The organism is Vibrio sp. SCSIO 43153 (assembly GCF_023716625.1).
In the GTDB taxonomy this organism is placed as follows: domain Bacteria; phylum Pseudomonadota; class Gammaproteobacteria; order Enterobacterales; family Vibrionaceae; genus Vibrio; species Vibrio rotiferianus.
In genome coordinates this window covers 1585010-1598088 of the sequence record NZ_CP071856.1, presented here as the reverse complement: position 1 = coordinate 1598088, position 13079 = coordinate 1585010, and the positions used below count along the sequence as shown (strand labels likewise).

The window sequence follows — 13079 nt, the reverse complement described above, 5'->3', positions numbered from 1 at the left end:
GGGGGTTACTAACCCGCTAACCATTCAATCTCTAACAAGGTGATGTCTCCACACTTCAAACGCCCAAGGAAGACATCGCCTTGATGTACTTCTCCCACGCCTTTTGGTGTGCCTGTCATCACAACATCGCCATCTTCTAGCGTTGTGTAGCTCTTCAGTTCGTCGAGGATTTTCATTGGTGGGTAAAGCATCTGTTTAACATGCCCTTTTTGAACATGAACACAGTTAATCAAAAGCTCTAAGCTGAGGTCATCTATATTGACACCTTGGAGGGAACGGAAACGACTGAACACTGCAGCTCCATCAAACGCTTTGGCGCGCTCCCAAGGTAATCCTTTTTCTTTGAGGGTAGATTGTAAACCGCGTTTGGTCAGATCCAGACCGAGTCCAACCGCACTGTATTGACCATCTTTGATCAGAAAGCAGATTTCTGCTTCGTAATGCAAAGGCTCTTGATGGAATGCGATGAGTTTGGTTGAAACAGAAGTCGCAGGTTTATTGAATACCACCATTTGCTCAGGCATGGCATTATCCAGCTCTTTTATGTGCTCAACGTAATTACGCCCAACACAAAGAACTTTACCGACTTTGACTTTCTTCTCTTCAACCTGAATGACGCTCATTGCTCTTCCCTGCAAAACAAAAAACGCATAATAATCCAACACGTTACGTTGTTGACACTAGTTATCTTTTCGAGATGTTAAAAACAAGACATTCAGCCCGTTTTGAGAGAGTATAAACTTAATCGGGTTACCCCAATTCTTACAATGGCGAGTATGAAAAAAGCCAGCACGAGGCTGGCTTTTATAGTAACTAGGACAGGTTACTATTATAGGTAGTAACGAGCACCGATTGCCCATTTGTCGTCTGTTTTGCGGTTATTTTCGTTATTAAGATCGAATTGGTAACCAGCAAAACCTACAAACTTAGAAGTGAAGTTGTACTCTGCTTGTACCGCCATCTCTTCACGAGTTGTTTCTGTCTTGTCACCCTTAGTCGCTTCGCCTTCAACCATCTCGTAGTTCAAGCTTAGGTTTAGGCTGCTTGGCAATGCGTAGGCAATTAGAGCTTCGTACGCTTTGCTCTCTTCAAGGCCTGAGTTCATGTTTTCGTTAGAAGCGTATACACCTGCTACGTATAAGCCTTGACCGTAAGAACCGTAAGCCGCAGAGATTAGGTGAGATTCAGCTGTTTCTTTTTTGCCTGCACCAGAGCTTGTGAAATCACCAGTGTTGTATGTGTAGCCAAGCTGCGCGCCGAAAACAGTGTATGAAAGCGCTAGTTGGTAGCGATCATCGTAATCAGCACCTGAGTATGTTTTCTCATATACTGGCTCACCATTAGCTTCACCTACAATTTCCCAAGCTGACGATGCATCACTGTTGCTGCCTTGCCAACCTAAACCGAAGTTAATAGCACCGGCTTCACCCAGCTCAATCGCATTACGGTAAGAAAGCATTTTTTCTGCACGACCAGTACCTAGGTTACCGTGGTTGTCGTAAATAAAGTCGTTCGCAAACGCGATTGGCATATCAGCAACGCCAGCGATATCGTAGTAAGGTGCCCACTGAGTACCAGCTACTGCACGGCCATATGCTTCATGGGTAAGACCTAGGTAGCCAAGACGAGTAGTAAAAGAGTTTTCGCCACCTTCTAGATAGTTTAGAGCCCATTCACCACGAGCATCGGCAGTGAAGCCATTACCAATATCATGAGTTGCATTGAAGTTGATACGAGGTGAGTTTTGACCCACATCAGTGTCACCTTGCTCTGAACCATTCACATTAACAGAAACGTGACCACCGATAGAGAAAGTAGTGCCGTCGTTGTTGTAAAGCTCCACTGCTACTGCTTGAGTACCGAACGTTGCTGCTGCGATCGCTGCTGCTAATAATTTCTTGTTCATTATAAAATCCATGTATTTATGTATTAGTTTATAAGTCATTTTTATACAAAAGCGGGCTGGCTCATCTCTTCCACCAATGTTGCGTCACTTTTGCTTAACAACTGCTAATCAATGTATTTCAGAAGTTCCCAAGAGCAGAGTGAAAAGATGTAAGAAAAAAGAAAACGGGCAAACGTTTACCTGTTTTTCATATGTAAACTTGGCTACGAGCATCAAACTCAAGAAACATTTCGTTACATTTAACGAGCAATAAATAGATAAGTGATTGTTTATTGGTAAAACAATGAACAGAACTTGAAACTTAATGTTACATTTTGAGGTAAGAAATATGATTAGGAACTTTTTTAAAAATACCCTGTCAATTAGAAAGAACAGAAACATCAAAAAAGCTAAAACCCCTTATCCCTTTACCTTCATGAATAGAATGTGGCTCATGCATTTGAAATAAAAATGCAACCAAATCATAACTTAACGGAAATCTATCTTTCATTTTCACGATTTACCTTAGCGTCATCAATTCATCGGGCAAGTAAGCCCATCGATTACAACTAGGGTAATAAGAAAATGAAAAAGGCAGCACTCTCTACTGCAGTTTTAACAGCATTGGTATCGGCACCATCATTCGCAGCAACTGTTTACGATAACGAAGGAACAACTTTAAAAGTTGGCGGCCGTGCAGAAGCGCGTTTTAATGTTTCTGACAAACATGAAAAAGACGGTAACAGCTCTTTCAAAGACAAATCACGAGCTCGTGTTAACTTAAAGGGCAAGTCTCAAATCTCTGACGACATATATGGCTTTGGTAAATACGAAGCGGAGTTTGATGATAGCTCAGACATCACAAACCGTTACTTCTTCGCAGGCTTGGGCACCTCTATCGGTGAGTTTTCTTACGGTAAGCAAGACTCTGCTCAGGTAATGCTTACAGATATTACGGATACAATGGCAACATTTGGTGCTGAAGCGGCGGATATCGTTGCTGGCAACAAAGACAAACGTGAAAACAACTTCCTTTACTCTGGTGAGTTTGACGCACTGACTATTAAGGCAAACTTCATCGCTTCTGATGCCAAAGACAAAGATAGCTTTGGTCTTGCTGGCCTATACAACTTTGGCGCGTTTGATATCGGTGCAGGTTACGTATCTCAAAGTAATGGTGACAATGATGACGACCAATTTAACCTCGTCGGCCAATACTCAATGGATGCGTTCACTCTAGGTGCCCTCTTTACTATCGGCACAATTGCGGACGATGATTACACAGGTTACGAGTTGTCAGCTATCTACAAACCAATGAAAAACCTATCGCTAGTTGGTGTTTATAACTTCCAAGAAGTGGATCCAAAAGCAAGCTCTAAAGAAGACACCGTAGATGAATTTGCTATCGAAGCCGTTTATAAGTTCAATGGTCACCTACGTACATATGCAGGATACAAGTTCCAGCAAATCGACTCGGGTGATGACGAGTTACAAGCAGGTATTCGCTACGACTTCTAAACGAGTTGGCCAGTTCAATAATAATCAGACGGCTAGCATTTGATGCTAGCCTCTTTTATTTCCTCTGACACTTTAACACTGCTCCATTTTAATGCACCGAATCCCGAAGTTAGTGCATTTTCTCTAGTTCCTCCAGAGCAAGACCGCTCTAGCCCTTTAAAATCAATAAATTCAAAGTTGGCACGCTAGCTGCAACAGTAAAATCGAGCAAATGCATGGCAGCGTTTGTGCTTCTCGTTCTTTGTACCTACTTAGGTAGGCACGTCCTTTGAATTGGTAATGTCGCCTCCCTCCGGGAGGCATTTTTTTATTGGCTCCCCCATCAATAGAACGTATGATCCTTCCCATTGTTTAAAACCGGAAATATCCAATTGAATCATCATCCTGTCCAAGGAGCATCTTGGATGCTTACCGCAGGCTTGGCTTTTGCCATCGTTAATAGCTTTGCTCAAATCGCAAGTATTCACTTTGGTGTGTCATCCACAACATTTGCACTCTTCCAATACGCTATCGCATTTTTTGCAATCTTGCCGTACCTGCGCACATTAGGCATTCGTCAATCTTTACGCACTAACCACTTTGGGTGGCACGCATTACGCATTTTCCTAGCAGTCATTGGCATCCAACTATGGCTATGGGCTCTCGCTTACCCCGTCCCAATTTGGCAAGGTATCGCACTGCTGATGACCTCCCCTTTATTTGCGACGGTTGGCTCAGGTTTAATCCTTAAAGAGAAAGTTGGCGTCGCTCGGTGGATTGCGACACTTACAGGTTTTATCGGTGCCATGATTATTCTCGAACCATGGTCAGACTCATTTACATGGGCAACGCTACTGCCTGTCGGTGCTGCTTTTTTCTGGGCATCCTATTCTTTATTGGTAAAGAAGCTATCAGTGAATGATCCACCGTCAACCATGGTGGTATATCTGCTTTTACTGATTACACCATTTAATATTTTATTAGCGATTCCTACTTTTGCGATGCCAGAAGGTTGGAGTATCTGGGGCATTTTAGTTGCCGCAGGCGTGCTCACTGCTTTAGCGCAATGGGCTGTAGTCAAAGCTTACGCGGTCGCTGACGCATCATTTGTACAACCATTTGACCATGCAAAATTGCCTCTAAACGTCTTCGCAGGTTGGCTAGTATTTAACTGGGTGCCACCTGGTCGGTTATGGCTTGGCGCTGCCATTATTGTCGGCTCAATTGCTTTCATTACCCATTGGGAAGCAAAAAAAAGAAAGTAAGTTGAAAGAAATATTCAAGTTTTAGGTTCTATATTTTCAGGAAAGAAATGAGGAGCAATGTATGACACAGCCAATCAAAATGACACTATATCGTTGGGGCGGAAGCTGGGGACCATTCAAAGTAAATATCCCATGTGGAGAATGCACATTAACCAAAGATATTCTTGCTGACACATTTGAAAATGAACTCGCAGATGTACCAGTTGAGCTAGAAGTGAAAGATTGGTTGTCTCACTGGTGGGAGCCATTAAAACTTGGAGCATGGCACGCCCCGATACTCGTCGTTGAAGGTAAAGTCGTCAGCCAAGGGGAAGCGCTAAACCGAGGCGTGCTTGTTCAATCTGTTATTGCTGAATGGACTAAACGAGACCAGCTGAAAGGGAACATCGTTTACGGGAAAGCGACTTGCCCTTACTGTGTAAAAGCCAAAAAGCTGCTTGATGACGCGGGGGTCGAGTACAAATACCACGACGTAGTAAAAGACAGCGCAGCACTTTATCGAATGATCCCTGAAGTGAAAGCGATCATAGGAGAGAAAACACCGGTAACTGTACCGCAGATTTGGTTAGATGGTGAGTACATCGGGGGTGCCGATAACTTGGAAAAGTGGTTAGCAGAGAAAGGGTTAGATAGCGTGCCAGATAACGTGGTTGAGATCCCTAGTCAAAGCGCATAAATATCACTCATCGAAAAAATAATACATACATAAAAGCAAAAAGCCCTGATATCACATCAGGGCTTTTCTTATTAATTCGCTAGTTTTTTCATTAGGCGAGTAAACATCGAAGGTTTTTTCTTCTTTGCTTTACCGTTAAGCGCTTTATGCATTGCGTCTTTAGCTATCATTTGGCCAATGTAAGCGCCACCTAGTTCGTTACCCATGACCTTCTCCTAAGATATAATTGACTGGTTTATGTTGTAATTTTACACCTAAAAACCGCAATTACAAGACTCAGATCACACTTTTCTGTAATTAAATTACAAGAACTTCTAACCTTAGCGATAAATTTTGATTATCAACGTTTAGGCTGTTGGTAAGTTTTACCCGCAGCTTTATATGTATCTTTCTGTTTGATTTCAAAGAAAGTTTCAAAGAACCAAGCAGCAAACTTTATCAAGTGATCGCCTTCATTCATAACATGCTCGACAAACTCTTTTTCTTCACCAGACTCATCAGCTTGGATCGTGATATGGTAAATACGTTTTTCACCATCGACTTCAGCAAGACCAAATTGACCTGTAAGTGATTCTGCAGCTTGTGCGATCTCTTCTTCATCAGATGCTTTTAGCAGTTCAAGGGCTTGAGGTAGATTCTCTTTTTCACCGATTTCTTTTAGTAGTGCTTCAAATTCGTTCTGTTGCATGGTTTCACCTAACGATTAACTGGTATCTTGCTCACGCGACCCCTTTATGAGTCAACGCAAAGCTAGCGTAACTTACGGCGCATTTTAGAAAGGAGATTGTAAGCTTGCAAGCAGATTCAACGTGAGCTCTCTGGTTCGACAAAGCGATGATAAGGCTTCCGAATCTGACTCAGTAGCAAAACTAGACAACATAGCAGTGCAATCAACATGTAAAAGAAACCTAATTGCTGTTGACTGGTTACCCAATGTTCTACCAAATAACCTCCCAACAAACCTGCGATACACATTTGTATCGACCCCGACAATGCAGAAACCGCTCCTGCTTGTTTCTTGTGCGGCGACAGCAATAAACTTATCGAGACAGGGAATGACATGCCTTGTGCAAAGCTCAAACAAGTAAACGCAATCAATAGTGAAGTCACTGTAAACGGCAGTAGGAGAAGCATTGCCCCAGAAAAAGCTACTATCACAAAGCTCATTAACAATATTTGCTGCTCTTTATACCGAGCATTAATAAAGTTGAGAACCAAGCTTCCCATTAATAACCCAGCCGAAGGCACAATCATCAAAGTGCCATAGTCTGCCGCTGTAAGACCAAGTCCTTGTTGCATCAAAAAAGGATACAAAGACAAGGTCACCAAAGCAGATAGATAGCTCAGCCAGTTGTAACTGGCACTACCAATTACTTGCTTATTAGTCAGTAAGTCAAAGTAACTTAGTATCACTCGCTTTGGCTCAAAGCGTCGCTTGGGATACGGTAGTGTTTCTGGTAGCACCGCAAAACCAAGGGTAAAAATCGCCGCAAGATAAAGGAGAACGAACACAAAAACCGCATGCCAACTGATGTGATAGGCAATCCATCCACCAAATAACGGCGCAACAATCGGCATTACAGAAGCGGTCACAGAGATATAAGAAAGTGCTTTGGTCAACTGTGCCCCATCATAACTGTCTCGTAATACCGAGCGCCCAAGCACAGAAGCGCTTCCTGCCCCCAAACCTTGCAATAATCGCCCTACTTCTAGCGCTGCGATATGGTCTGCAAATGCAATACAGATTACCGTCCCAATCAAATAGACACTTTGACCGATAATAAACACTGGTCTACGCCCTATTGAGTCCGATAATGGACCATAGAACAATTGAGAGACACCAAACCCAACGAGGAATAGTGTGACGAGGTTTTGTATCTCGTGCTGCTGAAGGTTAAGGTCATGACCAATAAGTGGTAAAGAGGGAAGATAAATGCTGACGCCAACTTGACCGGTCGCGATGATCATCATAGCTAACAATAATGGTGTTTTACGCAATATACCCTCCTAACAACATGACAGTTTCACGACAGACAGTGTATATTTGATACTCAAAGATGATAATAAACTAAAATGGAAAGGCATTATTTCCTATCAGGATAGAATAGTATGGATTGGATTCAGAGCGTGCACAGTTACATTCGTGTGGTAGAAGAAGGAAGCTTCAATGCGGCGGCTAGAAAGCTCAACACGACCAGTTCGGCGATTAGTAAGCGTATTCAATGGCTAGAAGACAAGATTGGCGTGCAATTGCTAAAAAGAACAACACGGTCAATAAGCCAAACCGAAGCTGGTGCGCTTTTTTATGAGCGCGCTAAGGTACAGCTCGATTCTTGGCAGTCGGTGTTAGATGAAACACGCTCAGTAAACCAGTCCCCTGCAGGTTTACTTAAAATCGGAGCCACTCTTGCGGTAGGATCAAAGTTTCTAGTGCATTATCTGGATGATTTTCTCGATCAATACCCAGACATTAAACTTCAGTTGTTTACAACGTTACCAGGGCAACTTCCAGAACTAAGTTTGGATTTATTTATTAGCCGAGAACTGGAACAGCTCAATTCACTTAGTTTCAAAGCAACGCCCCTTTTCGAGCACAAAGCCCAGTTTTATGCGGCACCCAAGTACTTAGAGAAATACGGGTCCCCTCGCTCAATAGAAGAGCTAAGCACCCACAACGTACTTATTTGGGGTGAAAAACCATCTAGAGACGTTAAGACCATTCATGGCCATCGGTTTACTATATCTGGCAACTTCTCTACCACTAATCCTGAAGCCTTATTTCACGGCGCTAAGAGAGGAATGGGAATTATACTGACTAACAATGTCATGATCAGAGAAGAGTTGAAGCAAGGCAACCTTGTCCCTGTATTGCCGGAAATTACAGCAGACGAAGCGACTGTGTATGCATACTACCCCAAGCTAGACTACCAACACACTCGTACTAAATTATTTCTAGACTACCTAAGGAAACGCTTAGAAGATGAAAAAAATGAGCTGCTTGCATTGTAATTCATCGTAGTGCCGATGCTCATACCGATTGATACCCAGTGATAAGGATATTCTTTTAGATATTTTCTCAACATTGAGATAAGTTGAATTTGAAAAATATTTAGTTTTCACCGATATTTAACGTGATGCATATCGAAATAATTTGAGATTTAGCGTGTAACAAAAATATCAAAATCACGAACAAAGAGATAACGTCAGATGAAGTATTCACTAGATGAGTCACACATCAGCGTCTCGGATCTAGAAGAAACGTTAAGCCTTGATGGACTCGACTTACTAAATAAAACGACATTAGACCTACATCAGAGGTTTGATAGCTATTGCACATGTGTGGTGGAAGTGGCGCATTTGTACCACCATGCCGTCACCCTATCGTTCGCTGAGAACAATCAAATTATTGACAACAGCACCTACGGACTTGAAAAAACGCCTTGCGAACAGGTATGTGCGGATATAGGCAAACAAGTATTCTATCAGGATGAAGTCTACAAACTCTTTCCAGAAGACGCTCTGTTACAAGACGTAGGAATACAGGCTTACATTGGGCTACCGCTAAAGAACCACAATGGTGATGTTCTGGGCATTATTCATTCCACATATCAACGGCCAATACTCGATGAAGAAGCCAGAGAAATAATCCGGCATCATCAATTCTATGCGAGCTTAATCGTCCATAGTTTAAGAGAAAAGTGGATCAGCGAACGATCTGATAAATTGCTCAATCAGCTCAGTTATGAAGTTTCCCACGATAATTTGACTGGCCTTCTCAACCGTAGTTGTTTGGCTGACTCACTAGAAGTGCTAACGCAGCAATCAACAAAGCCCTTTCACCTTGCCTACCTTGATATCGACAATTTCAAATCCATCAACGATATCAACGGCAACTACATCGGCGATCAAATCATTAAGTTTACCGCCAATGTCATTCAGCAAACTTTGGGGGGTCAAAATAGCGCATTCAGAGTCGCCGGTGATGAATTTGCTTTTATCAGTTTTGAAAAAGACCCCGTGACAATCTGCCAAGAAATACTCGATAAAATTGAGTCCGGATATCAAGACAACGCTAATCGAATCAACTTTACCGTCAGTATAGGATTGGCGAAAGCAAGTACAAGTCTGACAAACAGCGATGAGTTAATCTTGAATGCCAGCCTTGCCTTAAAAGACTGTAAGAAGCATCGAGACATTTCAATTCAACATTATGACACGCATCTGAGCGCGATATACCATAAACAAACTCAGCTTATTGAAGCGCTTAGAGATATTTTACGCCATCCAACTTCTGAAAATGATGAGCTATATGTCGTCGTGCAGCCTATTGTCGATATCACTCAAGAACGATGGGATTACTTTGAAGTTCTTGCACGTTGGAACAGTAGAAATTTCGGCCCAATATCGCCGATGGAATTTATTGGAGCAGCAGAGCAATCTGGTCTCATCGTAGAACTCGGTGAACGGATCATTGAGCTCGCTTGTCAAGCAAAACAGCAATTGGAATCTCAACTTGGCTATCCGATCAAACTTAGCGTGAACTGTTCCGCCTATGAGCTACTCAACTCAAAACGCTATATTAACCATCTGACTGATACAATCGAAAAATACGGGCATCAGCCTAGCGATTTCGTTATCGAGTTAACTGAGACAGTATTGCTTGCTCAGTCAGGGCAGGAAAGACTGGTTCTTGACTCACTTCGCTACCTCGGGTTCAAAGTCGCTCTAGATGATTTTGGTACTGGTTACTCAAGCTTAAACTATATCCATAGTTACCCAATTGATAGCATAAAAATAGACGCAACATTTATTCGAAATATGCTAACCAATCAAACGTCAGAGCAAGTGGTTAAGCTCATCACTCAACTAGCACAATTGCTTGGTGTCGATTTGGTCGCAGAAGGGGTCGAAGACGATATTGCACTCAATAAACTTATAGATATTGGCTGCCATCAAATACAAGGCTATCACTTCTCTAAACCAATGGAAGTATCAGAAATGGTCTGCATCATAAATGAAAGAGATATTAAAAGCGCATAAAAAAGGCCAAACACTGTTTGGCCTTTTTCAGATTAAAGAGATGCTAATTCTTGTTTATGCAGCAAACGATCCATTTCATCTCGTTTCGCAATAAACGCAGCCATATCTTTCTTAGGTACCGAGCTCGCCATTGGTATATTCGCTCGCATTGCATTCACCGGGCGCCCATATTCAATTAACTCGTAATGAAGGTGCGGTCCAGTTACGCGACCAGTTTTACCCGACAAACCAATTCGTTGACCACGAGATACTTTCTGCCCTTTCTTCACTAGAATTTTGCTCAAGTGTAAGTAGCGCGTCTTATATTTACTTCCGTGTTCAATCACAACATAGTTACCAGCATAAGGGTGTTTACGGGTCATAATCACTGTGCCATCCCCCGTAGCCTCGACAGGAGTACCAATAGGCACTGCCCAGTCTGTACCATTATGCGGCGCAACACGCCCAGTTACAGGGTGAAGACGTTTTGGGTTAAAGCTTGAGCTTATACGCCAACTACGACTTACTGGGTAACGTTGGAATGCGCGTTGAAGACTCTCGCCCTTAGCATTATAGAACTGACCATCGGTATGAAGGTATGCAGAAATCTCACGACCACGATTGTAAATCTTGATCGCTTCAATTTCATTCTTACCTGTAGCAGTACCATCAATCGTTTGAGAACGGCGAACCACTTCAAAACGATCACCTGCGCGCAGGTCCTTTCCAAAATTGACTTGCTCTTTAAGCAAATTGACGACTTGACCTATTTCAACTGTCGTCAAACCTAATCGGTTGGCAGAAGATGAAAAACTACCATTTATAACACCAACTAAAGGTTGTTGATGCCACACACCAGGAATAGATACGTCTTTGAAGTCATAGCTACCGTCATTGTTTCTTTGATACACCGCTTTATCAGCAATGGAGAACTGAAGCTCCATTTTTTCTAGGTCACCCGTTTCTTCATTTCGCCAAAAGCGAAGTGTATTACCAGGCTTTAGTGTATCGAGTGCTAAGAAGTTGAGGTCTGTTTCCATGACCTTCATTAAAGAGCTATAACCAAAGCCAAGCTGGCTAAAAATTGAACTTAGATTATCACCAGCTTGAATTTGATACTCAAAACTTGGAGGCGTGGTCACAGCCAGAGATGCCGTTTTAGCATCTAGAATTCTTTCTACAACCTGTGATTCAGGTAAATTGAGGGCGATCGTTTTGGTAAGAGAAGATTCGTTGATCGAGTGAGAAACACCAATCGCAACAAACACAGGTAAGGAGTACAGCAGTAACGCTTTACGGCTTGTGAAGCTAGGAAACCGCTTTGTTGACACATTTTCAGACACGGGAATTACTATCTCCTTATTAATAAGGCTCATAGCTTATGCATTCCCGAATCAGAAATCACTAGCAAATTACGAGATCTAGCGCAGAAAATGCCTATTTTTTACAGAAGCAAAAAAAAATAATCACTGTTGCATACTCAAGCTATTACCTACACGAAGAATTGTCGCTGAGATCAATTGATTTGGTTGCTCCGCGAGCGCTTGTTCTTTGCCATGTTCAAGATAAGAAAGCGAAACTTTCGTATCACTCACCCATTCCAGCGATGATATTTTGATGCGGTCTCCAAGAAAAACACTATTGAGCAACACTACTCGACTTGGCACTGCATCAAACTTGAACAATCCGAGATAATAAAATGCGCCTGAACCCTGTGTTGTTACAATCACTGGCGCAATAATCCAAGGTGTACCATTGATGTCTCGTTGAGCAATAAACTCGGTAGGAACCAGCACTTCACCCTTGGTCGCGCCCGCATCGTATTGACCTTTCAATAAGCCATGTTCTTTGTCCCATTCATCTAAAAACGTCACCGCACCTTGTTCAGGGACTTGAACCGTCCACGGATTTCGTGACTGAATCCCAAGTACTTCCGCTACGATTGAATTAGCTTGGGACTGAGTTTGAGGAAACTTCTCCATGATGTCTTCATCGGAAAGGCTAAAACGGTAAATACCAGCAATCACCACAATGGCCAACAACAGCACAGGGATAAGAAGTATAAGTGGAATAGGTAGAATTCTCTTACGAGTCATGCGGGCTTCCTTGTGTTTGTTGTCATAATTCTGCGCTGAGTATATACCAATTCAATCGTTAAGACCGCAGTACGATTTTGACTCAAGTGTTTCAAAGTTAAACTAAACTATACTCAAGTGATTCGCTAGCAGCCTAGTTGCTCCCAGCACTACAACATCACTTCAATCACAATAACTGACATCCAATAGGTAATAACAATGACAACAATCACCCACACATGCGAGTGTGCCTGTGGTTTGGTTCAACTACGTTGTATGGCAGAACCCATTAGGACTTCAATTTGTCATTGCTTCGAGTGTCAGAAACGCACTGGAAGCGTCTTTGGCGTGCAAGCCAAGTTCAATAAAGAGCAAGTGATCTTAGACGGTGACGTGACGAGTTATACGCGATTATGTGATTCTGGCAACCAAGTACAATATGAGTTTTGTCCAGCTTGCGGCACCACAATGCGTTTATTATTGTCAGATTCGACTGACTTTGTCGTCGTTCCGGTAGGTTTGTTTAATAACAATGAGTTCCCACAGCCTACTATCTCTATTTATGAGCAAAGGAAGCATGGATGGGTGCATTTTGAATGTACTATGGAGCATATCGAATAGAAAAGTGTGTAAGGTCGCAGGCCATAATATTTGAATCCGCT

At 42.5% G+C, this 13079-nt stretch carries 13 protein-coding genes; 6 read left to right on the top strand and 7 right to left on the bottom strand.

Features of this window, described 5'->3' with window-relative positions:
- Positions 1 to 8 precede the first annotated feature (8 nt).
- On the bottom strand, positions 9 to 623 hold the full coding sequence (locus J4N37_RS23455; protein ID WP_252042536.1) for a fumarylacetoacetate hydrolase family protein: 615 nt from the start codon (positions 621 to 623) through the stop codon (positions 9 to 11).
- A gap of 206 nt (positions 624 to 829) precedes the next feature.
- A complete protein-coding gene (locus tag J4N37_RS23450; RefSeq protein WP_045394543.1) occupies positions 830 to 1906 on the bottom strand; it encodes a porin in 1077 nt (358 codons plus the stop codon).
- Positions 1907 to 2470: 564 nt separating this feature from the next.
- Between J4N37_RS23450 and J4N37_RS23445 the strand changes: the two genes are divergently transcribed.
- From J4N37_RS23445 to J4N37_RS23435, 3 genes are all read left to right on the top strand, one after another.
- Positions 2471 to 3403, top strand: coding sequence for a porin (locus J4N37_RS23445; protein WP_252042535.1), 933 nt, complete (start codon positions 2471 to 2473; stop codon positions 3401 to 3403).
- A 404-nt stretch (positions 3404 to 3807) separates the two neighbouring features.
- A complete protein-coding gene (locus J4N37_RS23440) occupies positions 3808 to 4647 on the top strand; it encodes a DMT family transporter (RefSeq protein WP_252042534.1) in 840 nt (279 codons plus the stop codon).
- A gap of 61 nt (positions 4648 to 4708) precedes the next feature.
- The gene (locus J4N37_RS23435) at positions 4709 to 5323 is read left to right on the top strand and encodes a glutaredoxin domain-containing protein (RefSeq protein WP_252042533.1); all 615 of its coding nucleotides are present in this window, start codon (positions 4709 to 4711) and stop codon (positions 5321 to 5323) included.
- Between the two features lie 71 nt (positions 5324 to 5394).
- On the opposite strand, the gene J4N37_RS25170 is transcribed toward J4N37_RS23435, so the two are convergent.
- The 3 genes from J4N37_RS25170 to J4N37_RS23425 form a co-directional block, all read right to left on the bottom strand.
- The gene (locus J4N37_RS25170; RefSeq protein ID WP_286036626.1) at positions 5395 to 5529 is read right to left on the bottom strand and encodes a hypothetical protein; all 135 of its coding nucleotides are present in this window, start codon (positions 5527 to 5529) and stop codon (positions 5395 to 5397) included.
- A 134-nt stretch (positions 5530 to 5663) separates the two neighbouring features.
- Positions 5664 to 6011 (bottom strand): hypothetical protein, encoded by a 348-nt coding sequence (locus J4N37_RS23430; RefSeq protein ID WP_045394547.1) that lies wholly within the window; start codon positions 6009 to 6011, stop codon positions 5664 to 5666.
- A 116-nt stretch (positions 6012 to 6127) separates the two neighbouring features.
- A complete protein-coding gene (locus tag J4N37_RS23425; RefSeq protein ID WP_252042532.1) occupies positions 6128 to 7321 on the bottom strand; it encodes a multidrug effflux MFS transporter in 1194 nt (397 codons plus the stop codon).
- A gap of 111 nt (positions 7322 to 7432) precedes the next feature.
- On the opposite strand from J4N37_RS23425, the gene J4N37_RS23420 reads away from it, so the two are divergent.
- The gene (locus tag J4N37_RS23420; RefSeq protein ID WP_010452610.1) at positions 7433 to 8332 is read left to right on the top strand and encodes a LysR family transcriptional regulator; all 900 of its coding nucleotides are present in this window, start codon (positions 7433 to 7435) and stop codon (positions 8330 to 8332) included.
- 198 nt (positions 8333 to 8530) lie between these two features.
- Positions 8531 to 10363 (top strand): putative bifunctional diguanylate cyclase/phosphodiesterase, encoded by a 1833-nt coding sequence (locus tag J4N37_RS23415; RefSeq protein ID WP_252042531.1) that lies wholly within the window; start codon positions 8531 to 8533, stop codon positions 10361 to 10363.
- A gap of 32 nt (positions 10364 to 10395) precedes the next feature.
- Here J4N37_RS23415 and shyA read toward each other — a convergent pair whose 3' ends face one another.
- Positions 10396 to 11685 (bottom strand): peptidoglycan DD-endopeptidase ShyA, encoded by a 1290-nt coding sequence (shyA, locus tag J4N37_RS23410; RefSeq protein WP_252042530.1) that lies wholly within the window; start codon positions 11683 to 11685, stop codon positions 10396 to 10398.
- 123 nt (positions 11686 to 11808) lie between these two features.
- The gene (locus tag J4N37_RS23405; RefSeq protein WP_045394551.1) at positions 11809 to 12438 is read right to left on the bottom strand and encodes a hypothetical protein; all 630 of its coding nucleotides are present in this window, start codon (positions 12436 to 12438) and stop codon (positions 11809 to 11811) included.
- Between the two features lie 198 nt (positions 12439 to 12636).
- Here J4N37_RS23405 and J4N37_RS23400 point away from each other — a divergent pair, with 198 nt between their 5' ends.
- Positions 12637 to 13038: a GFA family protein gene (locus J4N37_RS23400; RefSeq protein WP_045394554.1), complete on the top strand. Its 402-nt coding sequence runs from the start codon at positions 12637 to 12639 to the stop codon at positions 13036 to 13038.
- Positions 13039 to 13079: the final 41 nt, after the last annotated feature.